Raw genomic sequence first — 25,593 nt, 5'->3', positions numbered from 1 at the left:
TCACGGCGGAGGAGCGGCGGCTCAGCCCTTGGCGCGCAGGGCGGCGAGGCGGTCGAGGCTGGCTTGCGGCCAATGCAGCTTGCGGTCGTAATACTCCGGCACCACCGGTGCCGCACCGTCCAGAACCAGCCAGGGCTGTTTGGTGGAGGTGAAGATATGGATGTCGGGCGGGCAGTCGGCGGGGCGATCCAGAGTGCCGACCCGCACGAAGGCGATCGTTCGCCCGGCCCCGGCGTAGTGGCTGAACAGGGCTGTGCGGCAGGTCGGGCAGCGGGCAATTTCCTGCCCCTTGCCGGAGTTCGAGGGCGTCATCACCAGTTCCGGCGTGCCGCTGACCTCGACACATTCCGTCTCGATCATCGCGTTCAGCGCGAAGGCGCTGCCGGTTTCGCGCTGGCACCAGGAGCAATGGCAGGCATGCACGAACAGCGGTCTGGCGGTCAGCCGATAGGAAATCCGGCCACAGGTGCAGCGTCCTTGCATGACTTATCCGATCAGGGCCTGAACGCGGGCGGTGAAATCCTCGCCGCGTTTCTCGAAGTTGGGGTATTGGTCGAAACTGGCCGCCGCCGGGGCCAGCAGCACCACCTCGCCGGCTTGGGCATCACGGGTGGCGGCGGCCACCGCGCGCTCCATGGTCTCGCAGATCTCGTAGGGCGTGGCACCGAGTTCCAGCGCGAAATCGCGGGCGGAATGGCCGATCAGGTAGGCTTTGGCCACCGAACCCAGATGCGGCACCAGCGCCTTAATGCCGCCGTCCTTGCCCATGCCACCGGCGATCCAGCGGATGCGCGGAAAGGCCTGCAACGCCTTGGCGGCGCTATCGACATTGGTGGCCTTGCTGTCATTCACAAACCGCACCCCGGCCTTTTCGCCCACCGTCTGGCTGCGGTGCGGCAGACCGGCGAAGCTGTGGAATGCCTGTTCGATCAACTTTGGCCCCACCCCAAGGCTGCGGCAGGCCGCGTAAGCGGCGCAGGCGTTCTGGTGGTTGTGCGCGCCCGGCAGCCCCGCCACCCCGCGCAGATCAATCGAGGCCACCTGCTTGCCGCGCCGCCATTCGGCCAGAAACCCCTTGCGGGCGAACACCGACCAGGCAAACTCCTCCAGCTTGGTCCCCGACGAGATGCGGATCACCCGGTCATCCGCCGCGCCTTCGGCCAGTTGGCCTGCCAGATACCGCCCCTCGACCTCGTCCACCCCGATCACCGCCCGGTCCGGCCCGCCTTCGGCAAACAACCGGCGTTTGGCGGCGAAATAGCCGCCCATGCCATTGTGGCGGTCCAGATGGTCGGGCGACAGGTTGGTGAACACCGCCACATCCGGGGTCAGGGCGCGGGCAAGGTCGGTCTGGTAGGAGGAAAGCTCAAGCACCACCACCTCGCCATCCACCGCCGGGTCGATGTCGAGCACGCCGCGGCCGATGTTGCCGGCCATTTGCGTGGGCCGTCCGGCGACCTCAAGAATATGGTGGATCAGCGCCGTGGTGGTGGATTTGCCGTTCGATCCGGTGACGCAGACCACCCGCGGGGCGGTCTCAAAGTTGTCCCAGTCCGGGGTGGCGAAGCTGCGGAAGAACAGGCCGATGTCGTTATCGACCGGCACGCCTGCCTCATAGGCCCGGGCGATCACCTTGTTGGGTGCGGGGTAAAGATGCGGGATGCCGGGCGAGGTGATCAGGGCTGCCACGCCGTCGAAAGCCTGCGCGCGGGTCAGGTCGGTGCAGCTGAAACCCTCGGCTTCCGCCTTGGCACGGGATTCCGGGCTGTCGTCCCACAACAGCGGTTCGGCGCCGCCCGCCAGCAGCGCCCGCGCCGTGGCAAGGCCCGAGCGGCCAAGGCCGAGGACGGCCACCTTGCGGCCTTCATAGCCCTGCACTGGAATCATTTGCCGCACTCCCCTGTTCGCGGCGCAGAATGTCGGCTGCGGGGACGGGGTGCAAGGCAGAAGGGGGCCGTCTGCCCCCTCGCCCGTGCCGGGCTCACCCCCGAGGATATTTGGGCAAAGGAGAAATGTGGATCAGGGGGCTGCGAACCAGGTGAGGGCGGTGCGCAAGGCGTCGCGCTGCGCCTCCAGCGGTTTGAGCTTCAGCGCCAGTTCGCCGTCGAACGAGCCCAGATGATAGGTCTGCTCGGCGCGCTTGAGGGTCCGCTGGTCGAAATCGGGCTTGGCGAGCTTCATCACCCAGCCGACCCAGGCCAGATACTGCGTCTTGTCCAGCGCCTTGATGGTCAGGTCAAAGGCCGACAGGTCGCGCCATTCCTTGATCGCCTTGTGGATCGCGTCGATCTGTTCGGCGATCTGGGCGCGTTGCACCTGGGCCAGCGCCGGGTCGGCCAGCCGCTTTTCGCGTTCCTCCAGCAGCGCCGAAAGCTTTTTCAGGCTGTGGAAATCGCCCATCACCTGCGCGCCGTAATCCCCGGCGGCAATGGCTGCCGAGACATCCGCGATGGTCTTGTCAAAGGCGGCGATCTGGTCCTCCAGCGCCTTTCTGGTCCAGAAGCCACCGCCGGCGCCGGCGATATGCACGGTGAACAGGCCCTGGGTCAGCAGCGCCTCGGCGGTCTCGTAGGAGGCCTGGGTTTCGTCCAGCCGCTGTTGCAACTGGTTGCGGTTGACCCAATCGACCGAGGGGCGGAAGATGCCGAATTCACCCGCTGCGCCCTGCTTTTTCAACTGGTCGATGGCGGCTTCGGTTTCGGCCAGCCGCGCGTCCAGATCGTTGCGGGTGGTGCGGCCGATGCCGGGGATGTCCAGCACGAAGGTGCCCTTGGCAATCTGGTCTTTCACCGCCGCCAGTTCGGCGCGCTGCTGGGCCGCCATGTCGCGATGCACCCGGATCTTTTGCCAGCCAAAGGCACTGTGAAAGCTGTATTCGCCCGAGGTCACGCCCGCCTGGATCTGTTCGATCTCGTCCTTCAGCCCGTCGATGCGGGTCTGCAACGCGCCGCCGGTGATCCAGCCCACGGCGATGATCTGCCAGTTGTCCTTGCCCTCGGTGATGGCATCGCGCAACTGCTTGATTTCCAGCGCGATCGAGGTTTCCAGCGCCGCGGCGGTTTCCAGCGTGACCCAGCCGAAATTCGGCAGGTAGCGTTCCTTCTTCGGGTCCGAGGTCAGGCCGCGCAGGGTGCCGACCATCTGGCTGGCATTGCTGGCGCGGGCTTGCAGGGTTTTTTCCAGATCGCTTTGCTTTTCCTGCACCAGCGCCTGGATGCTTTCCCACCAGCCGATCCACTGCTGCAATTCGTTTATGCGTTCTTCTGCCTGACGCTTGCCTTCGGCCTCCATCGCCTCGGAAAGCGCGATCTTTGCGTCAAGCTGGCTGAGCAGCACGGCGAAGGTTTCGGCGGCAGGCAGGGGTGTCGCGCTGAACGCCAGGGTGGCGGCGAGACTGAACGACAGCAGACTGGAGCGCAGGTTCGAACAGAAGGAAGTCATGGCCACACCCTCCGGAGTGGGCAAGGACGATCATGAGTTCAGGATACCCCTGCGCGGCGGATTTGTCCAAAGCGGCGATGTCGCGGAGGGTGAAGGAAGGGGGCTGTCTGCCCCCTCGCCCGTGCCGGGCTCACCCCCGAGGATATTTATGCAAAGGTGAATGGGGGCGACAGGCTGGTGTGGTTTACCGCACCGACGCCCCCTGGGGTGCTACTGCGAGCAACTGACCTCGGACGCGGTGCTGCTCGCCGCGTTGTTGACGCTGTAGCAGTGCTGCGAGCCGTCGTCGTTGACGCAGGTTTTCCACGAGGTGCCGTTGCCCTGATCCATCCAGTCGGTGCAACTGGGCTCGGCCCGCGCCGCCCCGGCCAGCGTCAGCCCGATGGCCAGTGCCGCCCCGGCAAGCCGCAGATTTTTCGAATGAGTCATGCCTGATCCTCTCTGATTGGGTGAGGTCAGGCTAGGCGCGAATTTATTTCGCCGGTTTGATCCAGCCGCTTGACCGGCCCCGGAAGGGCAGCCAAAGCGGCGGCAGATCACCGCACCTTCAGCGTGGCGAGGCCAATCATCGCCAGGATCAGGCTGATGATCCAGAAGCGGATCACGATCTGCGGCTCGGCCCAGCCCTTCTTTTCGAAATGGTGGTGGATTGGCGCCATCAGGAACACCCGTTTGCCGGTTTTCTTGAAATACAGCACCTGGATGATCACCGACATCGCCTCGACCACGAACAGGCCGCCGACGATGGCCAGCACGATCTCGTGCTTGGTACAGACGGCGATGGCGCCCAGCGCGCCGCCCAGCGCCAGCGACCCGGTGTCGCCCATGAACACCGCGGCGGGGGGGGCGTTATACCACAGGAACCCCAGACCGCCGCCGAACAGCGCCGCACAGAACACCAGCAGCTCGCCGGTGCCGGGGACGTAATAGACCCCGAGGTATTCGGTGAAGTTGAAGTTGCCCACGACATAGGCAATCGCCCCCAGCGTGCCCGCGGCGATCATCACCGGCATGATCGCAAGGCCGTCCAGCCCGTCGGTCAGGTTGACCGCATTGGCGGCGCCGACGATCACGATCATCCCGAAGGGCACGAACAGGATGCCCAGATTGATCAGCGCATCCTTGAAGAACGGCAGCGCCAGTTGGTTGGTCAGCCCCTCGGGGTGGAAGCTGGAGGCGGCATAGGCGGCAAGCCCGGCGATCAGCAGCCCCAGCAGCATCCGGATGCGGCCACTGACGCCCTTGGTGTTCTGCTTGGTGACCTTGGCATAGTCGTCGGCAAAGCCGATCAGCCCGAAGGCCAGCGTCACCAGAAGCACGATCCAGACGTAAGGGTTGTCCAGCCGCGCCCAGAGCAGGGTGGAAAACAACAGCGCCGACAGGATCAGCAGACCGCCCATGGTCGGCGTGCCCGCCTTGGCGAAATGGCTGGCCGGGCCGTCGTCACGGATCGGTTGGCCCTTGCCCTGCTTGCGGCGCAACAGGTTGATCAGCGGCAGCCCGAAGATGAAGCCGAAGATCAGCGAGGTGGCAAAGGCCGCCCCGGCACGGAAGGTGATATAGCGGAACAGGTTGAAAAAATCGCCGCCATCGGAAAACGCGGTCAGCCAATAAAACATCTACTCTGCCCCTCGGGTTTTCGGGCTGACCTGCCCCAGTTTGCGCAAGCCGTCAACCATCAGACTGACCTTGATGCCCTTCGAGCCCTTGACCAGCACGATATCCCCGGCGTCAACCAGCGTTGCTGCGCGGGCGAGCAGTTCCGGTGCGGTGGCCACCCACTCGCCGCGTTGGCGCTTGGGCAGGGCGTCGTGAAGCCCGCGCATCAGCGGGCCGACGCAGTGGATGGTCGAGATCGCCGCCAGATGCGGGTTGGCGGCCACCGCCACATGCAGGGCGGCCTCGCCCTCGCCAAGCTCCAGCATGTCGCCCAGAATGGCGATGCGGCGGCCATGCTGGATGCGGCCGACGCCATCGGTGGGTTGGCTGGCGGCAAGCACTTCCAAAGCCGCGGCAAGGCTGGCGGGGTTGGCGTTATAGGCGTCGTCGATCAGCTCGAACGACAGATCATCCACCGCGTCCAGCACGATGCGCTCGCGCATGCCACGGCCTGCGGGCGGTTGCCAGCGGCCAAGGTCATGGGTGGCGATGGTGGGATCGAGGCTCAGGGCTTCGGCCACCGCAAGGCAGCCCATGGCGTTCATCGCGAAATGCCGTCCGGGGGCCGAGAGTTTCAGCAGCCGGCGCGCGCCGTGGTGGCTGGCCTGCACGATGGTGGCATCCGCGGTCAGCGTGACGTCGAGCATCTGGAAATCGGCGGATTTGGCGGTGCCGAAGGTCAGGCTGCGCACGGCGCTGGCCGCCCGCAGCAGCACGGGCGACACCGCCAGATCGGTGGGCAGCACGGCGATGCCGCCCGGCTCCAGCCCCTGAATAATCGTGGCCTTTTCGCGGGCGATGCCCTCCAGCCCGTCAAACGCCGCCAGATGCGCCGTGGCGATGGTGGTGATCAGCGCCACATGCAGCCGCGCCATCCGGGCCAAGGGGGCGATCTCGCCGGGGTGGTTCATGCCGATCTCGATCACCGCGAAATCGGCGGTGGCGGGAAGGCGGGCGAGGGTCAGCGGCACGCCCCAGTGGTTGTTGTAGCTGGCCTCGGCGGCATGCACCGAGCCTTGGCCCAGCAACATGCAGCGCAGCATTTCCTTGGTCGAGGTCTTGCCGACAGACCCTGTAACCCCGATCACCCGCGCCCGCGCCCGCGCCCGCCCGGCCCGGCCCAAAGCCTCCAGCCCGGCCAGAACATCGGGCACGATCAGCAGCGGTGCATTGGCGGCCACGCCCTCGGGGATGCGGGACACCAGCGCCGCAGCGGCGCCCTTTGCGAGGGCTGCGGCCACGAAATCATGGCCGTCGCGGACATCCTTCAGCGCCACGAACAGATCGCCGGGTTGCAGGGTGCGGGTGTCGATCGACACGCCATGGGCCTGCCAAACGGTCGTGCTGCGACCTCCGGTGGCGGTGGCGGCATCGGTGCTGGTCCAGAGCGGGGCCATCAGATCATCCCATCCAAAGCGGCCACGGCAATCGAGGCTTGTTCAACATCATCAAAGGGATAGACATCGCCCTTGATCACCTGACCGGACTCGTGCCCCTTGCCCGCCACCAGCAAAGCGTCGCCCGGCCCCAGCGCATCGACGCCGCGCAGGATCGCCTCGGCGCGGTCGCCAACCTCGTTGGCCTCGGGACAGGCGGCCATGATCGCCGCGCGGATCGTGGCTGGGTCTTCGGATCGCGGGTTGTCGTCGGTCACATACAGCACATCGGCATGTTCGCGCGCCGCCTGCCCCATCAGCGGGCGTTTCGTGGTATCGCGGTCGCCCCCGGCGCCGAACACCACGACGATGCGGCCCATCACATGCGGGCGCAGGGCTTTCAAAGCCGTGGCGATGGCATCCGGCGTATGGGCGTAATCGACGAAGACCGAGGCGCCGTTGCGGCGGGTGGCGGCAAGCTGCATCCGGCCGCGCACGCCTTCCAGCCGTGGCAGCACCGCGAACACGTCGCCCGCAGGCGCACCGGAACCAATCGCCAGCCCCGCCGCCAGCGCCACATTCTCGGCCTGAAAGCCGCCGATCAGGTTCAGTCGCACCTGATGCGGCTGGCCCTGCCACAGATAACGCACGTCCTGCCCGGTGGCGTCGAACCGCTGGCCCGCGATCTGCAAGTCACACACCTTGCCATGGCCGACACTGATCAGCCGCTGGCCACGTTCTGCCGCCAGCAAGGCTATCTCGGCACCGCGCGGGTCGTTGAGGTTGATCACCGCGGTGCCGTCATCGGGCAGGATGCGGGTGAACAGGCCCGCCTTGGCTGCGAAATAGGCGTCAAAGGTGCCGTGATAATCCAGATGGTCCTGGGTGAAATTGGTGAAACCCGCAGCTTTCAGCCGCACCCCGTCAAGGCGGCGCTGGTCAAGACCGTGGGAGGAGGCCTCCATCGCCGCATGGGTCACACCCGCCGCCGCGGCATCCGCCAGCAGGCGGTGCAGGGTGATCGGCTCGGGCGTTGTGTGCAGGCTGGGGGCCTCCCATGCGCCCTCGACGCCGGTGGTGCCGATGTTGATGGCGGCATGGCCAAGGGCGGACCAGATCTGCCGGGTAAAGGTGGCGACCGAGGTCTTGCCGTTGGTGCCGGTGACGCCGACCATGGTTTCGGGCTGCGCGCCGAACCACAGCGCCGCCGCCCAGGCCAGCGCCTGCCGCGGGTCTTGTGCCACGACCAGCGCCGCCGAACTGCCCGCCAGCACGTCATCGGCAATCTTCGCGCCCTCGACATCGGTCAGCACCGCCGAAGCCCCCATGCGCAGCGCATACTGGATGAATTCGCCGCCATGCGCCTTCACCCCCGGAAGTGCGGCAAACAGGAACCCCGGCTTCACCGCCCGGCTGTCCACCGCAAGGCCGGTGATCCGCGCCTCTTGCCCGGCTTTGGCCGTCAGGCCAAGGTCTGCGAGTGTCTTGACCTGATCCGCCATTGCCGCCCCATTCAGTTGTTGACGGCTACTAGCCCATCCGGGGCCCCAAGTTCAATCTCGGGGCGCAGGCCCAGCAACGGGGCGGTGCGGCGGATGATCTCGGCGGCCACCGGCACGGCGGTCCAGCCCGCGGTGCGACGCGGCTTGGGGCCAGAGGTTTCCACCGGCTCGTCCAGCGTCACGATCAGCACATATTTCGGGTCGTTGGTCGGGAACATGCTGGCGAAGGTGTTCACCACCTTGTCCTTGTAATAGCCGCCCGTGGGCTTGGGCTTGTCGGCGGTGCCGGTCTTGCCGCCCACCGCATAGCCGGGCACGTCGCCCAGACTGGCGGTGCCGCGCGTCACCACCTGCCGCAGCATGGAAACGGCAGCACGGGCGGCGGTTTCCGACATGATCCGCTCGGCCTGCAGCGGGGCATCGCGGCGCAAAAGCGTCGGCTTCACCGCAAGCCCGCCATTGGCGATGGCGGCATAGGCGGCGGCCAGATGCATCGGGCTGTCAGACATGCCGTGGCCGTAAGCCGTTGTAATCGTCACAATCTCTGGCCATTTCGACGGGATCAGCGGCTTGGCGCCCGGCGCCTCGACCAGCTCCACCGGCGTGGCATCGAACAGCCCCAGCGATTTGAAGAACGCCTGCTGCCGCAAACCGCCGATCTGCATGGCGATATGCGCCGCGCCAACGTTGGAGGATTTCACGATGACCTCGGTCACCGACAGCAGCGGGCCATAGTTGTGGCCCTCGAATTCGTTGATCTTGAACTTGCCCCAATACATCGGCGCCTTGGCATCGACCATGGTTTCGGGGTTCACCAGCCCCAGGTCCATCGCCTGCGCCACGGCGAAGATCTTGAAGGTCGAACCAAGCTCGTAAACCCCCTGCACCGCGCGGTTGAACAGCGGGCTGTCGCCGGGGTCGCCGGTCAACAGCGGCTGCGGCCGGTCGTTGGGGTCGAAATCCGGCAGCGACACCATCGACAGCACTTCGCCGGTGTGCACGTCCATCAGGATGGCGGCGGCACCCTTGGCGTTCATCATCTTCATGCCGGCTTCCAGCACTTCCTGCGTGGCCGCCTGCACCGTCAGGTCGATGGAAAGCGCCAGCGGCGCGCCAGCCTGCGCGGGGTCACGCAGCCGCGCGTCCAGCGCCTTTTCCACACCGGCGGTGCCAATCACTTCTGCCGAATCCACGCCCTCGGCACCGAAACTGGCGCCGCCCAGCACATGCGCCGCCAGCCGACCGTTGGGATAAAGCCGCATCTCGCGCGGGCCGAACAAAAGGCCGGGGTCACCGATCTCGTGCACCTGTTGCTGCTGTTCGGGCGACAACACCTTGCGCACCCACATGAAGCTGCGGCCATCGGTGAAACGGCGCTCCAGCGCGGCGGCATCCAGATCGGGGAAAATCTGCGCCAGCTCTGCCGCCACCCGGGCCGGATCGACCATGTCCTTGGGCTGGACGTAAAGCGAGTTGGTCATCAGGTTGGTGGCCAGAATCCGGCCATTGCGGTCGGTGATATCGGCGCGCTGCGCCAGAATTTCCGTGCCCGAAGAGGCCAGTTGCGGCTCGGCGGCGGTGGCGGTGGCCAGTGCGCCCATCCGCATCCCGATCAGCCCGAAGGCCGCCAGAAACGCGAACCCCAGAATCAGCAGCCGCCCCTCGGCCCGGCCACGGGTGCGGGTGCGCATCGCCTCGTGGCGCTGAGCCAGATTCTCGCGCTCGATCACGTCCGGGTTTTCACCGGCGGCACGGGCGGACAGGATACGCGCCAGCGGGCGCAGCGGCGTGCGGGTCACGGAAAGCTCTCCTGTGTGCCGGAAGTATCAACGGGCGAGGTGTCCAGCAGCACCGGAACGTCGGGGGCGGGATAGGCCACCTGCCCGGTCTGGCCAAATTGGGTGGGTTCCAGCGGCAGCAGGCCAAGCCGGTCGAAGTTGATGGTGGTCAGCTCGCGCAGCCGGTCGGGGCGGTTCAGATAGGCCCATTCGGCCCGCTGGATCGTCAGCGCATCGCGCAGGTCGGCAATTTCGGCCTGCAGGCGGCTCACGTCCTTCAGGGCGGCTTGCGTGGCATAGTTCTCGCGGTAGGCCCAGAAGGCGCAGCCGATCACCGCAAGGAAGGTGGCAAGATAAAGCAGCGGCCGCATCAGTGGCGTCCTTTCGGTCTGGTCGGTCGGATCATCGGCACGCCAAGCGCGGCGGGGTCAGAGGTGCCCGCAGGCGCCTCGGTGCGGCGGCCGACGCGCAGCTTGGCCGACCGTGCGCGGGGGTTTTCCGCCAGTTCGGCGTCATCGGGGGCCACGGCGCGGCGGGTGACCAGATCAAAGCGCGGCGCGTCTTCGGCCTTGGCCGGGGCATAGCGGTTGGCATTGGCCTCGTTGCCGGATCGCAACTGGAAGAACCGCTTGACGATGCGATCTTCAAGGCTGTGAAAGGTGACAACCGCCAGCAGGCCGCCCGGCTTCAGCGCCCGCTCGGCGGCGGCAAGCCCTTCGACCAGTTCGGAAAATTCGGTGTTCACCGCGATGCGGATCGCCTGAAAGCTGCGGGTGGCGGCGTGGCTTTGCCCCGGTTTCGGGCGCGGCAGACAGCCCGCCACGATCTCGGCCAGCCGCAGGGTGGTGGTGATCGGCGCAATCGCCCGCGCCGCCACGATCGCCTTGGCGATCCGGCGCGAGGCGCGTTCCTCGCCATAGGTATAAAGGATATCGGCCAACGCCCCTTCCTCGGTGGCGTTCACGATATCCGCCGCACTGTCGCCCTGCTGGCTCATCCGCATGTCCAGCGGCCCATCGCGCAGGAAAGAAAACCCGCGCTCGGGCAGATCAAGCTGCATCGACGACACGCCCAGATCGAGCACGATGCCATCCAGCGGCTCGCCCGCCAGCACATCCAGTTCCGAGAAATTGCCTGCCACCAGCCGCAGCCGGTCGCCGTATTCCCCGGCCCAAGCGGCAGCCATTTGCAGCGCGAGGGGGTCGCGGTCGATGCCGATCACCTTGGCCGCCCCTGCCGCCAGCAACCCGCGGGCATAGCCACCGGCGCCAAAGGTGCCATCCAGCCAGACCCCCTGCACCGGCGCCACCGCCGCCAGCAACGGGCGCAACAGGACCGGGACATGCGGAGCGGCGGGTGCAATCCCGGCCATCATTTCGCCCGGACTGCCGCCGCCAGCAGGGCGCGCGGGTTGAAGTTCGGGCCCTTGGCTTGCAGATAATCGCGGGTGCGGTTGCCACGCTGCACGGTGTAGGTCTCGGGTTCCCAGATCTCGAAGCGCGAGCCCTTGGCGACAAACATCGCCTTGTCGTGCAGGCCGATCTTGTCGCGCAGCACCTGCGTCAGCACGATGCGCCCGGTGTCATCCAGCTGCGCTTCCATCACGTTGGTGAAATACAGGTCTTCCATCGCCTCGCGGCCATCGAAATCATAGGGCAGATCGTTGACCTGGGCCTGCAATTCGGCCAGCCCGTCGGCGGAATAGCCTTCGAGATAGGCCCGCCCCGGCTCGCCATAGGCGATATAGACCGTTGGCTTTTCCCCATCCTTGCGTTCACTGTCGCCCTGTTCGATCACGCGGCGGAACGCGGCCGGGATCGACACCCTGCCCTTTCCGTCCACGACCTGATCAAAACTGCCGACGAAACTGCGCGCCACTTGTCCGCGCTCCTTGTGAACCAAACTGCCTTTTCCCGGCCCTGAAACGGAAATCGGCGGATTGAGCGGCTGCCACTGCTCAATCCGCCGTCCTGTCCCATCGCTGGGTTTGTCCGACTGCGCACGCCACCTGGGGGAGATGTCTGCTCGCCGCGCGCCGGATCTCTTTGTTCAATGAAAGCAAGTGCCTGTATGAAACCTGACGTTTTGCCTTGGGGTCTTGGTCGCCCCTTCTTGTGTCAAGCTCGCCCTCATCTCCGTAGGGAAAGGAATGACATGGTATTTCATGGTAATCAATCCCATTTTGTGGGCCAAACCGGGATATCTTGTTTCAGAACGGGCTGACGCGCAGCATCTTGTGTGTGCAGGCCGCTAATTCTGGCGAAACACGGCTTCGTGACCTACCAGATATGGTGGCGTGATCGGGGCTGTAGCCGAGGACACCGGGATGAAAAAATCTTCACCGCCGCCGTTTGGGCGGCCTGCCGCCCCCCCCGCAACATGAAAAACCCGGGCCAAGACCCGGGTTTCGCAACGTTTTCAGGGTTCAGGTGATTCGGAAATTGCCGGCTCAGGCCATGCCGCCCGCCACCAGCCGTGCGGCCAGCCGCCCGTAAGCCTCGGCCAGCGGCCCTTCGCCTGCCGCCACCGGCGTGCCGGCATCGCCCGCCACCCGCACCTCCAGCGCCAGAGGCAACTCGCCCAGGAACGGCAGGCCCTGTTTCGCCGCCTCGGTCGCCACGCCGCCATGGCCGAAGATATGCGCCTCATGGCCGCAGTTGGGGCAGATATAAGATGACATGTTCTCGATCAGCCCCAGCACCGGGGTTTTCAGCTTCTGGAACATGTCCAGCGCCTTGCGCGCGTCCAGAAGCGCCACGTCCTGCGGGGTGGAAACGATGATCGCCCCGGTCAGATGCGTGCGCTGGCAAAGGCTCAACTGGATGTCGCCGGTGCCGGGCGGCAGGTCGATGATCAGCACATCCAGCTTGCCCCATTGCACCTGGGTCAGCAGTTGCTGCAACGCCCCCATGATCATCGGGCCGCGCCAGATCACCGCCTCGTCCTCGCGCAGCATCAGCCCGATCGACATCATGGCGACGCCATGCGCCATCAGCGGAATGATGGTCTGGCCATCCGGGCTGACCGGGCGCTTGGAAACCCCCATCATCCGCGGCTGGCTGGGGCCATAAATATCGGCATCCAGCAGGCCAACGCGCCGCCCCTGACGCGCCAGCGCCACCGCCAGGTTGGACGAGACGGTGGATTTGCCCACCCCGCCCTTGCCGGAGCCCACGGCGATGATCCGGTCGATGCCGGCAATCGGCTGCGGCCCGGCGGGTTGCGCTGTGGGGTGCTGGCCGATCTTCAGACTGGGGGCCGCAGGCCCATGCGCGGTCATCACCACCTGCACCGAACTGATGCCCGGCAGCGCCCGCAACGCCGCCTCGGCCTGGGCCTGCACGCCTTCCAGCGCCCGCGCCTGGTCGGGGCTTTCGGCCTCGATCACAAAGCGCACCTGCCCGCCGTCCACCACCAGCGCCCGAATCAGATCGCGCGACACAAGGTCGCCACCACCGGGCAGCGGAATACGGGCAAGAGCGGCCAGAACGGTGTCGCGGGTGGGGGTCATCGGCGTCTCCTTCAAATCGAGCGTGCGCGGGTCGCCCATTCCTGTGGCAAACTTGAGCGCTTTGCAACAAAGGGCAAGCCCGGGTTTACCATGTGCTCAAATTTCAGGCGAAGTGTCTGTTTGTCTTGGGATAATTAACCGTTTCAGCCATGCGGGCGCTGCATGGCGGCATTGCGGTGGCGTGCTATTGTGCAGGTGCAGCATTTGGCCCATGTTACCCCTAACAGCGAGACAGACCCGGAACAAACCGATCCCTGCCGCGCCAAGAAACCGATTGAGGCTGATGAGATGGCTTTTCTGCACACTGCACGCACGACGCCGCATGGCCTTGGCGACCGCATCGCCGCGGTGGTGAAGCTGGGCCGCGAAGCCCTGCAACGCCGCCGGGTTTATGGCCGGACCCTGCGTGAACTGGCCGCACTTTCCACGCGCGAACTGGACGATCTGGGCATCAGCCGCGCGATGATCACCCGTATCGCGGCGGATGCCGCCTACGGCAAATAAGGTTTCTTGCTGAACCCCACCTCCTCCCGGGGTTTCTGGCAAACGCGGCGGCACTGATCCTCCTCCCCAGTGCCGCCGCAGCTTCTTTCCGGGGAAAAACCCCGAAACGGCATGTCGGCCCCACCTCCTCCCGGGGTTTGACACTCTGCGGCGACACCTCTCCTCCTCCCTGGTGTCGCCGCATTTTTATTCCGGGGCTTCGGCCCTGACACCGATGCTCGGCCCCACCTCCTCCCGGGGTTCGAGATATCGCGGCGGCACCGCTCCTCCTCCCTGGTGCCGCCGCAACCTTTTCCAAGGCCACGGCCTTGACCCGTCTGTCGGCCCCACCTCCTCCCGGGGTTTGACGATCGCGGCGGCACCGCTCCTCCTCCCTGGTGCCGCCGCACCCTTCCCCCTTGCATCGCCCCCCTTGCATCGCCCCGCATCTGCCCGCATCGTCGCGCCAAATCTGGCAGGACGGAACATGCGGGCATCGTTGTTTTCGGCGGCACTGGTGGCCGCCTTGGTCGGCTACGGCAGCACCATCGCCCTGCTGCTGGCCGCCGCCGCGGCGGTCGGCGCCACGCCCGCACAAACCGCCTCGTGGATTTTCGCGATATGCCTCGCCAAGGCCATCGGCAGCGCCGGGCTGAGCCTCTGGGCGCGGGTGCCGGTGGTGCTGGCCTGGTCCACGCCGGGGGCGGCCCTGATCGCCGCCACCAGCGGCATTTCGATGCCCGAGGCGGTGGGGGCCTTCCTGCTGGCGGGCGGCCTGACGGTGCTGACGGCGGCGCTGCGGCCCTTGGGGCGGGCGGTGGCGCTGATCCCGGATGGCATCGCGGCGGGGATGCTGGCGGGGGTGTTGCTGCCGTTCTGCCTGAAGCTGGTGCCCGCGGCGCAGGCTTTACCTTGGCTGGTGGCACCGATGGTGGGGATGTTCGCGCTGGTGCGGCTGTGGAACCCGGCGCTGGCCGTGCTGGCGGCGCTGAGTTGCAGTGTGGCGCTGGCCTTCGTGACCGGTGCGGCAGCAGCACCCGGGCTGAGCCTGACCCTGCCGCACCTGACCTTCATCGCCCCCGAGTTCCGCGCCAGCGCGCTGATCGGGCTGGGACTGCCGCTGTATCTGGTGACCATGGCCTCGCAGAACCTGCCCGGCTTTGCCACGCTGCGCGCCGCCGGTTACACCCCGCCGGTGCGCCCGGCGCTGGCGGTCACTGGCGGGCTGTCGGCGGTTTCGGCGCTGTTCGGCGCGCATCCGGTGTCGATGGCGGCGATCACCGCGGCGATCTGTCTGGGCGATGACGTGCACCCCGACCGCGACCAGCGCTGGAAGGTCGGGCTGGTCTATGCCGCGATCTGGGTGGCGCTGGGGGTGTTCGGCCCGGTGCTGCTGAGCCTGCTGGCGGCGCTGCCCGCGGCCCTGATCACCGCAATCGTGGCCCTCGCTTTGCTCGGGCCTTTCACCGGCGCCGCCACCGGCGCCTTCACGCCGCCGCTGCAACGCTTCGCTGCGGCGGTGACGCTGACTGTTACCGCCTCGGGTGTCGCGCTGTTCGGCATCGGCGCGGCCTTCTGGGGCCTGCTGGCCGGATTGGCGGTATTCGGTCTGGAACGCGCCGCGGCCCGGCTGCGTGCGGCCTGATCCATTCACCTTTGCTCAAATATCCCCGCCGGAGGCTCCAACGGCGCGACCGGGTGCCTCCGGCGGGGATATTTTTGCAGAGAAGAAGCTAGAACGGCACGTCGTCGGCCTGATGCGCGGGCAGCACGAAGCGGGCGACCAGTTTCTTGACCCCGGCCTTGTCGAAGGCCACGTCGAGCTTGTCGCCCTCGATGCCGACCACGGTGCCGTAGCCGAACTTGGCGTGGAACACCCGGTCGTCGAGCGTGAAGCTGGAGATCGCGTCAAGGTCGATCACGCTGTTGCGGGCCTCGCGCGGTTGCGCCATCGGGCGGGTGGGGGCGCGTTCGGTCATGCGTTTCCAGCCGGGCGAGTTGTAGGCATCGGCCGAGGCCGCACGCTGTTCGATGCCTGAACCGCCGCCGAACCCCGCCTGCATCCCCGCCGCCCCGTAGCCGCCGCCGTATAGGCCGGGCGGGGTCAGCACTTCGACATGTGCTTCGGGCAATTCGTCGATGAAGCGCGACGGCAGCGCCGATTGCCACTGGCCATAGACCCGGCGGTTGGCGGCGAAGGAGATGGTGCACAACGCCTCGGCCCGGGTGATGCCGACATAGGCCAGGCGGCGTTCTTCCTCGACCCCCTTCAGCCCGGATTCGTCCATGCTGCGCTGGCTGGGGAACAGGCCATCCTCCCAGCCGGGCAGGAAAACCACTGGAAATTCAAGGCCCTTGGCGGCGTGCAGGGTCATGATGCTGACCTTTTCCGCCGCCTCCTCGGATTCGTTTTCCATGATCAGCGAGACGTGTTCGAGGAATCCTTGCAGGTTCTCGAACTGCTCCAGCGCCTTGACCAGTTCCTTGAGGTTTTCAAGGCGGCCCGGCGCTTCGGGGGTCTTGTCGGCCTGCCACATCGCGGTGTAGCCGGATTCCTCAAGGATTTGCTCGGCCAGCAGAACATGGTTCCCATCGAGTATCGCGATATCTCTCTCGCAGCGGCCAATTCTCGCGCCGCAGATGACTATTTCCCGCTCAACTGACTCCCGCGCTTCATCATTTTCATCGAGAAGCTCCAGTTCCCTCAAAAGGCGAGAACGCTCTTCGCGCAGAACGAACAGTTGGTCGGCATACCGCTTGATCTCTAGCTCGTTACCTCTGTTCGCAACAAAGTAGTGCCAAGCATCGCAACTCGTCACAAATGTGCGGAGTTGATTGGCCCCTTTGCCGCCGATGCCGCCCTGCGCCAGCAGTTCCCGCGCACCGCCCAGCAAGGAGACTCCCGCCGCCCGCGCCCTGCGCTGGATGTTCTGCTGCGCGGTGTCGCCCAGACCGCGTTTGGGGGTGTTCACCACCCGCTCAAAGGCCAGATCATCGGCGGGCGAGACGGCCAGCCGGAAATAGGCCATGGCGTCGCGAATCTCGAGCCGTTCATAGAACCGCGGGCCGCCGATCACCCGGTAGGGCAGGCCGATGGTCAGAAACCGGTCCTCGAAGGCCCGCATCTGGTGGCTGGCGCGGACCAGAATCGCCATGTCGTCAAGGCTGTGCGGGTCCATCGCCCTTGTGCCGCGCTGCAACGCCTCCAGCTCGTCACCGATCCAGCGCGCTTCTTCCTCGCCATCCCAATGGCCGATCAGCCGCACCTTCTCGCCCGCCTCGCGCTCGGTCCACAGGGTCTTGCCGAGGCGGCCCTTGTTGGCGGCGATCACCGCCGAAGCCGCGGCCAGGATATGCGGGGTGGAGCGGTAGTTCTGTTCCAGCCGCACCACATGGGCGCCGGGGAAATCCTTCTCGAACCGCAGGATGTTGCCGACCTCGGCGCCGCGCCAGCCGTAGATCGACTGGTCGTCATCGCCGACGCAGCAGATGTTGCGATGCGCCTGCGCCAGCAGCCGCAGCCACAGGTATTGCGCCACGTTGGTGTCCTGATACTCGTCCACCAGGATGTAGCGGAACCAACGCTGGTATTGCGCCAGCACATCCGGGTGGGTCTGAAAGATCGTCACCACATGCAGCAGCAGGTCGCCGAAATCGGTGGCGTTCAGGGCGCGCAGGCGGTCCTGATACATCTGGTAAAGCTCGGTGCCGCGGTTGTTGTAGGCGCTGGCTTCCGAGGACGGCACCTTGGCGGGCGTCCAGGCGCGGTTTTTCCAGCTATCGATCAACCCGGCCAACAGCCGCGCGGGCCAGCGCTTTTCGTCGATATTCTCGGCCACAATCAACTGTTTCAGCAGGCGGATCTGGTCGTCGGTGTCCAGAATGGTGAAGTTCGACTTCAGCCCCACCAGTTCGGCATGACGGCGCAGGATCTTGACGGAAATCGAATGGAAGGTGCCCATCCACGGCATCCCCTCCACCTGCCCCAGCATCCGGCCAACCCGGTCCTTCATCTCGCGCGCGGCCTTGTTGGTGAAGGTCACGGCCAGAATCTCGTTGGGACGCGCCTTGCCGGTGGTCAGAAGATGCACGATGCGGGCGGTCAGCGCCTTGGTCTTGCCGGTGCCAGCGCCTGCCAGCATCAGCACCGGCCCGTCGGGGGCCAGCACGGCGGCGCGTTGTTCGGGGTTCAGATCGTCCAGATAGGGCGCAGGCCGCGCCGCCATGGCACGCTGGCTTAACGGCACCGCCGCCTCGAACGCATCGCTTTCACTGTCACCGCTCATCGCCCCACCCTAGCGCGGCTTGGCGCGGAGTTAAAGAAGTGTTCCGCGAATGTTCCAAAGCTTTTTGCCCTGCGGCGCCAACGGCTGTTTGCGCAAACGGAATCTTTCGCTATTCCCGCCGCAGAAGCCCTTGCGACCCTTGCGCCGCAGCGCAGCACCCCTACACTGGCTCATCCCTTAGCCTGCCGGAGATACCCATGGCCGAATTCCGCAAGATCCTGATCGCCAACCGTGGCGAGATTGCCATCCGGGTGATGCGGGCGGCCAACGAGATGGGCAAGAAGACCGTCGCGGTCTATGCCGAGGAAGACAAGCTGAGCCTCCACCGCTTCAAGGCCGACGAGGCCTACCGGATCGGTGAGGGTCTTTCGCCGGTGGGTGCCTACCTGTCCATCCCCGAGATCATCCGGGTGGCGAAGCAGGCGGGGGCCGATGCCATTCATCCGGGCTACGGCTTGCTGTCGGAGAACCCCGATTTCGTCGATGCCTGCGACGCGGCGGGGATTGCCTTCATCGGCCCGAAAGCCGCCACCATGCGGGCCTTGGGCGACAAGGCCAGCGCCCGCCGGGTGGCGATGGCGGCGGGGGTGCCGGTCATTCCGGCCACCGAAGTGCTGGGCGATGATCTGGAAGACACCAAGCGGCAGGCGGCGGCGGTGGGCTATCCGCTGATGCTGAAAGCCAGTTGGGGCGGCGGCGGCCGGGGCATGCGGCCGATCAACGGCCCCGAGGAACTCGCCGACAAGGTGCGCGAGGGGCGGCGCGAGGCCGAGGCCGCCTTTGGCAACGGCGAGGGTTATCTGGAAAAGATGATCCTGCGCGCCCGGCACGTCGAGGTGCAGATCCTGGGCGACAAGCAGGGCCATATCTACCACCTTTACGAGCGTGACTGCACGGTGCAGCGCCGCAACCAGAAGGTCGTCGAACGCGCCCCCGCCCCCTACCTGACGCCCGCCCAGCGCGCCGAGGTCTGCGAGCTTGGCCGCCGCATCTGCGCCCATGTCGGCTATGAATGTGCCGGCACCGTCGAATTCCTGATGGATATGGACGACCAGAAATTCTACTTCATCGAGGTCAATCCGCGGGTGCAGGTCGAACATACCGTCACCGAGGAAGTGACCGGCATCGACATCGTGCAGGCGCAGATCAAGATCGCCGAGGGCAAGACCCTGGCCGAGGCCACCGGCATGGCGCGGCAGGAAGATATCCACCTGTCCGGCCACGCCCTGCAATGCCGGGTCACCACCGAAGACCCGCAGAACAACTTCATCCCCGATTATGGCCGGATCACCGCCTACCGCTCGGCCACCGGCATGGGTATCCGGCTGGATGGTGGCACGGCCTATGCGGGGTCGGTGATCACGCGGTATTATGATTCTTTGCTGGTGAAAGTGACGGCCTGGGCACAGACACCCGAGCAGGCGATTGCCCGGATGGACCGGGCGCTGCGCGAATTCCGGGTGCGCGGCGTGTCCACCAACATCGCCTTTGTCGAGAACCTGCTGAAGCACCCGACCTTCCTGAACAACACCTATACCACCAAGTTCATCGACACCACGCCCGAGCTGTTCGCGTTCAAGAAGCGTCGCGACCGGGCCACCAAGATCCTGACCTATATCGCCGACATCACGGTGAACGGCCACCCCGAGACCGCGGGCCGGGTGAAGCCCGCCGCCGATCTGCGCGCACCCAAGCCGCCGGTTCTGAACGCCGAACCGGCCTATGGCACCCGCAACCTGTTGGCCGACAAGGGGCCGCAGGCGGTGGCCGACTGGATGGCGGCGCAGACCCGCGTGCTGATCACCGACACCACCATGCGCGACGGCCATCAAAGCCTGCTGGCAACCCGCATGCGCTCGATCGACATGATCCGCGCCACGCCTGCCTATGCCGCCAACCTACCCGGCCTGTTCTCGGTCGAATGTTGGGGTGGGGCGACGTTCGACGTGGCCTACCGCTTCCTGCAGGAATGTCCCTGGCAGCGGCTGCGCGACATTCGCGCGCGATTGCCCAACGTGATGACCCAGATGCTGCTGCGCGCCTCCAACGGCGTGGGCTACACCAACTACCCGGACAACATTGTTCGATTTTTCATAAAACAGGCGGCTGAAACCGGGGTGGATGTGTTCCGGGTGTTCGATTCTCTCAACTGGGTCGAGAACATGCGGGTGGCGATGGATGCGGTGATCGAGCAGGAAAAGCTGTGCGAGGGCACGATCTGCTATACCGGCGACATCCTGAACCCCGACCGCGCCAAGTATGACCTGGGCTATTATGTGACCATGGGCAAGGCGCTGAAGGCGGCTGGCGCGCATGTTCTGGGGCTGAAGGACATGGCGGGGCTGCTGAAGCCCGCCGCCGCCCGCGTTCTGATCACCGCCTTGAAAAACGAGGTCGGCCTGCCGATCCATTTCCACACCCACGACACCTCGGGCATTGCCGCGGGCACGATTCTGGCGGCCTGCGATGCCGGGGTCGATGCGGTCGATGCGGCGATGGACGCGTTTTCGGGCGGCACCTCGCAGCCCTGTCTTGGCTCGATCGTCGAGGCGCTGCGCCATACCGACCGCGACACCGGTTTGGACATCGCCGCCATCCGCGGGCTTTCGAACTATTGGGAGGCGGTGCGCGGCCAGTATGCGGCCTTCGAATCCGGTCTGCCGGCGCCCGCGTCCGAGGTCTATCTGCACGAGATGCCGGGCGGCCAGTTCACCAACCTCAAGGCGCAGGCCCGCAGTCTGGGGCTGGAGGACCGCTGGCACGAGGTGGCGCAGGCCTATGCCGACGCCAACCAGATGTTCGGCGATATCGTCAAGGTCACGCCCAGTTCCAAGGTGGTGGGCGACATGGCGCTGATGATGGTGGCGCAGAACCTCAGCCGCGCCCAGGTCGAAGACCCCGCCGTTGATCTGGCTTTCCCCGACTCGGTGGTCGATATGCTCAAGGGCAACCTCGGGCAACCGCAAGGCGGCTGGCCTGCCGGGATCAGCGCCAAGGTGCTGAAGGGCGAGCCTGCCATCACCACCCGCCCCGGCGCCCATATGACGGCGGTGGATATTGACTCCGTGCGGGCAAAGCTGGCGCGCGAATTGCAGGTGGGCAGCGACGAGGCCGAGGGCGAGGTGATCGACGACGAAGACCTGAACGGCTACCTGATGTATCCGAAAGTCTTCACCGACTACCGCACCCGCCATCGCACCTATGGCCCGGTGCGCACCCTGCCCACCCGCACCTTCTTTTACGGCATGGAACCGGGCGACGAGATCACCGCCGAGATCGACCCCGGCAAGACCCTGGAAATCCGTCTGCAAGCCGTGGGCGAGACCACCGAGGAAGGCGATGCCAAGGTGTTCTTCGAACTCAACGGCCAGCCGCGGGTGATCCGGGTGCCCAACCGCGCCATCAAGGCGAAAACCGCCGCCAAACCCAAGGCGCAAGAGGGCAATGCCGCCCATGTCGGCGCCCCGATGCCGGGGTCGGTGGCCTCGGTCGCGGTGACGGCGGGGCAGAAGGTGCAGGCAGGCGATCTGTTGCTGACCATCGAGGCGATGAAGATGGAAACCGGCATCCACGCCGACCGCGCCGCCACCGTCAAGGCGCTGCATGTGCATCCGGGCAGCCAGATCGACGCCAAGGACTTGCTCTTGGAATTGGAATGACGGCGGAAAATTTCCGCAAGCCGCCGTTTTCCCCCTTGCAAGCGCCGCCGCGACTTTATAGATCAGCCGCACTCCAGACGGTGCGGGCGTAGCTCAGGGGTAGAGCATAACCTTGCCAAGGTTAGGGTCGAGGGTTCGAATCCCTTCGCCCGCTCCAATTGGATCAGACGGAAAAGGGCGCCCCATCCGGGCGCCCTTTCGCATTGCATTGACCGCGCGCATCGGCTAGTCAGCGCCACGGAGTGCGGGCGTAGCTCAGGGGTAGAGCATAACCTTGCCAAGGTTAGGGTCGGGCGTTCGAATCGCCTCGCCCGCTCCAGAAGTCCAAAGCGCCTTCGGGCGCTTTTTCTTTTGCCGCAGCGGGCCTTGCCCGAAACCCCCGCCCCGGCCTATAAGGCGGCACCCAGCAGCGGAGCCACCCATGCGTCAGGCCACCATCAGCCGCACCACCGCCGAAACCGCCATTTCGGCCACCCTGAACCTTGACGGCACCGGGTTTTACGACGTGCAGACCGGCGTGGGGTTCTTTGATCACATGCTGGAACAACTGGCCCGGCACTCGCTGATCGACATCACCCTGCGCGCCAAGGGCGATCTGCACATCGACGACCACCACACGGTCGAGGATTGCGGCATCGCCATCGGTCAGGCGCTGGCCAAGGCGCTGGCCGACAAGCGCGGCATCCGGCGCTATGGCGAATGTGCGCTGGCGATGGATGATGCGCAGGTGCGCTGTGCGCTGGACCTTTCGGGGCGGGCCTACCTCGTGTGGAATGTCGAATTTCCCACCGCCAAGATCGGCGCTTTCGACACCGAACTGGTGCGCGAATTCTTTCAGGCGCTGTCCACCCATGGCGGCATCACCCTGCATGTCGATCAGGTGCATGGCATCAACAGCCACCACATTGCCGAGGCCGCCTTCAAGGCGGTGGCACGGGCGTTGCGAGTGGCGGTCGAGGCCGATCCGCGCAAGGGCGACGCCATCCCCTCGACCAAGGGCATGTTGTAACCGATGCTGACGGTTCTGGTCGATTACGACAGCGGCAACCTTCATTCCGCCGAAAAGGCGTTTCAGCGCATGGCCCTGGAGGTCGGCGGCGGCGATGTGCTGGTGTCGGACCGCCCCGAGGATGTCGCCCGCGCCGACCGCATCGTGCTGCCGGGCGATGGTGCCTTTCCGGCCTGCCGCAAGGCGCTGGGGTCGTATGGCGGGCTGTTCGAGGCGATCGAAGAGGCGGTGACGCTGCGCGCCCGGCCCTTCCTCGGCATCTGCGTCGGTATGCAGATGATGGCAAGCTGGGGCCGCGAGTATCAGGACACCCGCGGTTTCGACTGGATTTCCGGCGAGGTGCTGCGGATCACCCCCGCCGATCCGGCCCTGAAGGTGCCGCACATGGGCTGGAATGATCTGGTGCTGGACGCCGGAGGGGCGGCGCATCCGGTGCTGGCGGGCATCTCCACCGGCGATCACGCCTATTTCGTCCACTCCTACCATTTCCGGGTCGAAAACCCCGCCGAACGGCTGGCGCATGTCGATTACGGCGGTCCGATCACCGCCATCGTCGGTCGCGGCACCATGGTCGGCACCCAGTTCCACCCCGAGAAAAGCCAGGCCACCGGCCTGCGGCTGATCGGCAATTTCCTGCGCTGGAAGCCTTAGGGGCAGCAGCGTTTGCAGGGCCGGAACCCGGCTTCAGCCGCCGCCTGAACCGTATCAAACACCACCACATTGCGCCGCAACGGTGCGCGTGCCGCACAGCCGAACCGGCACAGAACCCCGGTGCTGCGCACGCCGTAGAACAGCGGCAGCACCTGCCGCGCCAGCAGCGCCGCCCATTCGGCATCGCCAACCGGACGGCTCGTGGTCCGCACCGACACCCCATCCCTCGCCGCCATCGCAAGCCCCCTGCCCGAACAGGACCAACCCTGCCCCGGCCCGCAGCGTCGCGCCACCCGGAAGCTGCGGGTTCAGTTCACCCGCGTCCAGGTCTGCTTCTTGCAGAACAGCCCGCCCGCGACGCAGCCCGCCAGCTTCATGCTGTTGCCGTTCAGCTCGATCCCGCCGGTGTAGATCTTGTTGTTCGACGGCCGCCAGACCTGCCCTGCATAGCTGCCGTCGCCCTCTGGCACCATGTTGATCACGATCATCTTGCCATGGTTTTCCGACTCGAACGGCGCGCCGTCCTTGAAGCTTTCGCTGATGATGCCGCAGAACGCCGGCCCGCAGGGGGCGATGGTGACATGGGCATAGGCGCCGTCATCCACCTGGGTCTGCCACACCCCCTCCAGCGGATCGGCAAAAGCCGCGCCTGCGGCAAGCATGAACGCGGCGGTCAGTGCGAGTTTTTTCATGGTGGCCTCCTCCCTGAAGCTGCCGCCATCTCGCCATGGCGGCAGCTTTCGCGCAAGCCTGACGTTGGGTAGCGGCTACCAGGCGTTATGGCGGTCCAGATCGGCCCGCAATTCGTCCGCGAAATCCAGCGCGCCCACGCGCGGCTGGCTGATCAGGCTGACCGCCACGAACAGCCCGGTGCTGACCGCCGCCACCGTCAGTGCCAGCGCCGGATTGAACACGCTGACCCCCAGCCCCAGCGCCATGACCACCGCCACCACCGACCCGCCCGCGAGGCACGCCAGCACCCCCGCCGCCGTGCCGCGCCGCCAGAAGAAGGCGCCGATGATCGGCGGCACCGTTACCAGCAGGCCCGCCGAGGACAGCGCCGCCAGTTGATCGACGATCTTCGCGGTATCCAGCGCGAAAGCCGCCGCGAACACGATCACGAGGATCACCACCAGCCGCCCGGCAAACACCTGCATCGCATCGCCGGTCCTTGCCCCCAGAAAGTCGCGCGCCACCATCGAGCCCATGGTCAGCGCGATGGATTCCAGCGTCGAAACCGCCGCCGACAGCACGCCGATCACCAGCAGCACCGCCACAGGCACCGGAATCGCCCCGGATGTCAGCAGCGCCGGGGTGGCCATGGCGGTATTCTCCAGCCCCGGCACCAGATGCAGCGCCGCAAAGCCCCAGATCACCGCCACCAGCGTGAACAACAGCCCGAAGCCCAGCACCCACAGGATCATCCGCCGCATCGCCGCGAAATCGCGGGCGACGAACAGCCGCTGGCTGACCTGCGGGTTGGAAATGGCGAAAAAGAACCACGGGAAGGCAAGCGCCACAAAGGTCGGCAGGCTCCACAGCCCCGGCCCGGGCAGATCGAGCCAGGCGCCATGGTTCTGCACGGTCTGGTCGATGAAGGCGCGCGGCCCGCCGATCGCCGCCACCGCCGCAGCCACCGCCACCGCGCCCGACAGCAGCATCACCACCGCCTGCGCCGCATCGGTCCAGGCCACCGAGCGCAAGCCCGCCAGCAGGGTCCACAGCGTCGCCAGCACCGCCCCGGTGGCAATCGCCTGCGCCAGCGTGATCCCGCCGCCGGTCACGCCCGACAGCAGCAAGCCGACCCCGGCCATCTGCGTCGTGCAATAGGGCAGCAGGAACACCAGCGCCACCGCCGCCATCGCCTTGGCCACCGCCGGGCTGCCATAGCGCGCGCCCACCATCTCGGCCGGCGAGATGAAGCCCCATTTGCGCGCTGCCAGCCAGAACCGCGGCGCAAACACCACCAGCAGGGTCAGCCCGGCGAAATAGATCAGCTCGAACCCCAGTGCGCCGACGCCGCCGCGATAGGTCAGCCCGGTCAGCACCACCAGCATGAAGGCCGAATAGGTGGTGGCGCCATAGGACAGCCCGGCGATCATGCCGCCCAACCGGCTGCCGCCAAGGTAATAGTCGGCGGCGGTGCCGGTGTTGGCCCGCTGCGCCAGCCAGGCGATGATGGCTCCGGCAACGGCGAAAACCGCGATGGCGGCCCAGATGATGGTGCTGGAGATCATC

Annotated in this window: 21 protein-coding genes and 2 tRNA genes; 7 read left to right on the top strand and 16 right to left on the bottom strand. The window is 66.2% G+C overall.

Annotated features, from left to right (window positions below):
* Positions 1-21 precede the first annotated feature (21 nt).
* The 12 genes from RSW2DRAFT_RS14260 to RSW2DRAFT_RS14205 form a co-directional block, all read right to left on the bottom strand.
* Positions 22-483 carry a GFA family protein gene (locus RSW2DRAFT_RS14260; protein ID WP_008032141.1) on the bottom strand — a complete coding sequence of 154 codons (462 nt, stop codon included), beginning with the start codon at positions 481-483 and terminating at the stop codon, positions 22-24.
* A 3-nt stretch (positions 484-486) separates the two neighbouring features.
* Positions 487-1,887 (bottom strand): UDP-N-acetylmuramoyl-L-alanine--D-glutamate ligase, encoded by a 1,401-nt coding sequence (gene murD / locus RSW2DRAFT_RS14255; RefSeq protein WP_008032139.1) that lies wholly within the window; start codon positions 1,885-1,887, stop codon positions 487-489.
* Between the two features lie 132 nt (positions 1,888-2,019).
* Positions 2,020-3,441, bottom strand: a complete 1,422-nt coding sequence (locus RSW2DRAFT_RS14250; RefSeq protein WP_008032137.1) for a hypothetical protein — start codon at positions 3,439-3,441, stop codon at positions 2,020-2,022.
* Positions 3,442-3,651: 210 nt separating this feature from the next.
* Complete coding sequence (locus RSW2DRAFT_RS14245; RefSeq protein WP_008032135.1) at positions 3,652-3,870, bottom strand: hypothetical protein; 219 nt, start codon at positions 3,868-3,870, stop codon at positions 3,652-3,654.
* A gap of 107 nt (positions 3,871-3,977) precedes the next feature.
* Positions 3,978-5,060 carry a phospho-N-acetylmuramoyl-pentapeptide-transferase gene (mraY, locus tag RSW2DRAFT_RS14240; protein ID WP_008032134.1) on the bottom strand — a complete coding sequence of 361 codons (1,083 nt, stop codon included), beginning with the start codon at positions 5,058-5,060 and terminating at the stop codon, positions 3,978-3,980.
* Positions 5,061-6,497: a UDP-N-acetylmuramoyl-tripeptide--D-alanyl-D-alanine ligase gene (locus RSW2DRAFT_RS14235; RefSeq protein WP_008032132.1), complete on the bottom strand. Its 1,437-nt coding sequence runs from the start codon at positions 6,495-6,497 to the stop codon at positions 5,061-5,063. It abuts the gene before it with no gap.
* Positions 6,497-7,978, bottom strand: a complete 1,482-nt coding sequence (locus tag RSW2DRAFT_RS14230; RefSeq protein ID WP_008032130.1) for a UDP-N-acetylmuramoyl-L-alanyl-D-glutamate--2,6-diaminopimelate ligase — start codon at positions 7,976-7,978, stop codon at positions 6,497-6,499. Before RSW2DRAFT_RS14230 ends, RSW2DRAFT_RS14235 begins: the two co-directional genes overlap by 1 nt.
* 11 nt (positions 7,979-7,989) lie before the next feature.
* Positions 7,990-9,777 (bottom strand): peptidoglycan D,D-transpeptidase FtsI family protein, encoded by a 1,788-nt coding sequence (locus RSW2DRAFT_RS14225; RefSeq protein ID WP_008032128.1) that lies wholly within the window; start codon positions 9,775-9,777, stop codon positions 7,990-7,992.
* Positions 9,774-10,127, bottom strand: coding sequence for a cell division protein FtsL (ftsL, locus tag RSW2DRAFT_RS14220; protein WP_008032126.1), 354 nt, complete (start codon positions 10,125-10,127; stop codon positions 9,774-9,776). The genes RSW2DRAFT_RS14225 and ftsL overlap by 4 nt, the downstream gene beginning before the upstream one ends.
* Entirely contained in the window at positions 10,127-11,131 is a 1,005-nt protein-coding gene (gene rsmH / locus RSW2DRAFT_RS14215; RefSeq protein WP_008032124.1) for a 16S rRNA (cytosine(1402)-N(4))-methyltransferase RsmH, read from the bottom strand. Before rsmH ends, ftsL begins: the two co-directional genes overlap by 1 nt.
* Positions 11,128-11,634, bottom strand: coding sequence for a division/cell wall cluster transcriptional repressor MraZ (locus RSW2DRAFT_RS14210; protein WP_008032123.1), 507 nt, complete (start codon positions 11,632-11,634; stop codon positions 11,128-11,130). The genes rsmH and RSW2DRAFT_RS14210 overlap by 4 nt, the downstream gene beginning before the upstream one ends.
* Positions 11,635-12,205: 571 nt before the next feature.
* Positions 12,206-13,267: an Mrp/NBP35 family ATP-binding protein gene (locus tag RSW2DRAFT_RS14205; protein WP_008032121.1), complete on the bottom strand. Its 1,062-nt coding sequence runs from the start codon at positions 13,265-13,267 to the stop codon at positions 12,206-12,208.
* 288 nt (positions 13,268-13,555) lie between these two features.
* Here RSW2DRAFT_RS14205 and RSW2DRAFT_RS14200 point away from each other — a divergent pair, with 288 nt between their 5' ends.
* Positions 13,556-13,771, top strand: coding sequence for a DUF1127 domain-containing protein (locus tag RSW2DRAFT_RS14200; RefSeq protein WP_008032119.1), 216 nt, complete (start codon positions 13,556-13,558; stop codon positions 13,769-13,771).
* 466 nt (positions 13,772-14,237) lie between these two features.
* Entirely contained in the window at positions 14,238-15,395 is a 1,158-nt protein-coding gene (locus RSW2DRAFT_RS14195; protein ID WP_008032117.1) for a benzoate/H(+) symporter BenE family transporter, read from the top strand.
* An 88-nt stretch (positions 15,396-15,483) separates the two neighbouring features.
* On the opposite strand, the gene RSW2DRAFT_RS14190 is transcribed toward RSW2DRAFT_RS14195, so the two are convergent.
* Positions 15,484-18,036, bottom strand: a complete 2,553-nt coding sequence (locus RSW2DRAFT_RS14190; RefSeq protein ID WP_008032116.1) for an ATP-dependent helicase — start codon at positions 18,034-18,036, stop codon at positions 15,484-15,486.
* Between the two features lie 197 nt (positions 18,037-18,233).
* Between RSW2DRAFT_RS14190 and RSW2DRAFT_RS14185 the strand changes: the two genes are divergently transcribed.
* From RSW2DRAFT_RS14185 to hisH, 5 genes are all read left to right on the top strand, one after another.
* Positions 18,234-21,695, top strand: coding sequence for a pyruvate carboxylase (locus tag RSW2DRAFT_RS14185; protein ID WP_008032114.1), 3,462 nt, complete (start codon positions 18,234-18,236; stop codon positions 21,693-21,695).
* Positions 21,696-21,777: 82 nt separating this feature from the next.
* A tRNA-Gly gene (locus tag RSW2DRAFT_RS14180) sits at positions 21,778-21,852 on the top strand.
* Between the two features lie 87 nt (positions 21,853-21,939).
* Positions 21,940-22,014 (top strand) — tRNA-Gly (locus RSW2DRAFT_RS14175).
* Between the two features lie 102 nt (positions 22,015-22,116).
* On the top strand, positions 22,117-22,704 hold the full coding sequence (hisB, locus tag RSW2DRAFT_RS14170) for an imidazoleglycerol-phosphate dehydratase HisB (protein ID WP_008032112.1): 588 nt from the start codon (positions 22,117-22,119) through the stop codon (positions 22,702-22,704).
* A 3-nt stretch (positions 22,705-22,707) separates the two neighbouring features.
* Positions 22,708-23,355 carry an imidazole glycerol phosphate synthase subunit HisH gene (gene hisH / locus RSW2DRAFT_RS14165; RefSeq protein WP_008032111.1) on the top strand — a complete coding sequence of 216 codons (648 nt, stop codon included), beginning with the start codon at positions 22,708-22,710 and terminating at the stop codon, positions 23,353-23,355.
* Here the strand turns inward: hisH and RSW2DRAFT_RS14160 are convergent.
* The 3 genes from RSW2DRAFT_RS14160 to RSW2DRAFT_RS14150 form a co-directional block, all read right to left on the bottom strand.
* Positions 23,352-23,591 (bottom strand): Ada metal-binding domain-containing protein, encoded by a 240-nt coding sequence (locus tag RSW2DRAFT_RS14160; protein ID WP_008032108.1) that lies wholly within the window; start codon positions 23,589-23,591, stop codon positions 23,352-23,354. The two genes, hisH and RSW2DRAFT_RS14160, sit on opposite strands and share 4 nt — an antisense overlap.
* Positions 23,592-23,663: 72 nt before the next feature.
* Positions 23,664-24,047, bottom strand: a complete 384-nt coding sequence (locus tag RSW2DRAFT_RS14155; protein ID WP_008032106.1) for a DUF2147 domain-containing protein — start codon at positions 24,045-24,047, stop codon at positions 23,664-23,666.
* 75 nt (positions 24,048-24,122) lie between these two features.
* On the bottom strand, positions 24,123-25,592 hold the full coding sequence (locus tag RSW2DRAFT_RS14150; RefSeq protein ID WP_008032103.1) for a sodium:solute symporter family protein: 1,470 nt from the start codon (positions 25,590-25,592) through the stop codon (positions 24,123-24,125).
* Between the last annotated feature and the right edge of the window lies 1 nt (position 25,593).

The sequence above is a fragment of the Rhodobacter ferrooxidans genome, from assembly GCF_000176015.1.
GTDB classification, from domain to species: domain Bacteria; phylum Pseudomonadota; class Alphaproteobacteria; order Rhodobacterales; family Rhodobacteraceae; genus Pseudorhodobacter_B; species Pseudorhodobacter_B ferrooxidans.
This window is presented reverse-complemented; position numbering and strand designations above follow the sequence as displayed.

Bases quoted from the DNA above. Each gene is read 5' to 3' on its own strand.
- hisB (WP_008032112.1), top strand. From the start codon at position 22,117: ATGCGTCAGGCCACCATCAGCCGCACCACCGCCGAAACCGCCATTTCG.
- RSW2DRAFT_RS14245 (WP_008032135.1), bottom strand. From the start codon at position 3,870: ATGACTCATTCGAAAAATCTGCGGCTTGCCGGGGCGGCACTGGCCATC.
- mraY (WP_008032134.1), bottom strand. From the start codon at position 5,060: ATGTTTTATTGGCTGACCGCGTTTTCCGATGGCGGCGATTTTTTCAAC.
- RSW2DRAFT_RS14200 (WP_008032119.1), top strand. From the start codon at position 13,556: ATGGCTTTTCTGCACACTGCACGCACGACGCCGCATGGCCTTGGCGAC.
- RSW2DRAFT_RS14235 (WP_008032132.1), bottom strand. From the start codon at position 6,497: ATGGCCCCGCTCTGGACCAGCACCGATGCCGCCACCGCCACCGGAGGT.
- RSW2DRAFT_RS14230 (WP_008032130.1), bottom strand. From the start codon at position 7,978: ATGGCGGATCAGGTCAAGACACTCGCAGACCTTGGCCTGACGGCCAAA.
- RSW2DRAFT_RS14155 (WP_008032106.1), bottom strand. From the start codon at position 24,047: ATGAAAAAACTCGCACTGACCGCCGCGTTCATGCTTGCCGCAGGCGCG.
- RSW2DRAFT_RS14195 (WP_008032117.1), top strand. From the start codon at position 14,238: ATGCGGGCATCGTTGTTTTCGGCGGCACTGGTGGCCGCCTTGGTCGGC.
- rsmH (WP_008032124.1), bottom strand. From the start codon at position 11,131: ATGATGGCCGGGATTGCACCCGCCGCTCCGCATGTCCCGGTCCTGTTG.
- RSW2DRAFT_RS14190 (WP_008032116.1), bottom strand. From the start codon at position 18,036: ATGAGCGGTGACAGTGAAAGCGATGCGTTCGAGGCGGCGGTGCCGTTA.
- RSW2DRAFT_RS14150 (WP_008032103.1), bottom strand. From the start codon at position 25,592: ATGATCTCCAGCACCATCATCTGGGCCGCCATCGCGGTTTTCGCCGTT.
- RSW2DRAFT_RS14250 (WP_008032137.1), bottom strand. From the start codon at position 3,441: ATGACTTCCTTCTGTTCGAACCTGCGCTCCAGTCTGCTGTCGTTCAGT.
- RSW2DRAFT_RS14205 (WP_008032121.1), bottom strand. From the start codon at position 13,267: ATGACCCCCACCCGCGACACCGTTCTGGCCGCTCTTGCCCGTATTCCG.
- murD (WP_008032139.1), bottom strand. From the start codon at position 1,887: ATGATTCCAGTGCAGGGCTATGAAGGCCGCAAGGTGGCCGTCCTCGGC.
- RSW2DRAFT_RS14160 (WP_008032108.1), bottom strand. From the start codon at position 23,591: ATGGCGGCGAGGGATGGGGTGTCGGTGCGGACCACGAGCCGTCCGGTT.
- RSW2DRAFT_RS14260 (WP_008032141.1), bottom strand. From the start codon at position 483: ATGCAAGGACGCTGCACCTGTGGCCGGATTTCCTATCGGCTGACCGCC.
- RSW2DRAFT_RS14185 (WP_008032114.1), top strand. From the start codon at position 18,234: ATGGCCGAATTCCGCAAGATCCTGATCGCCAACCGTGGCGAGATTGCC.
- ftsL (WP_008032126.1), bottom strand. From the start codon at position 10,127: ATGCGGCCGCTGCTTTATCTTGCCACCTTCCTTGCGGTGATCGGCTGC.
- hisH (WP_008032111.1), top strand. From the start codon at position 22,708: ATGCTGACGGTTCTGGTCGATTACGACAGCGGCAACCTTCATTCCGCC.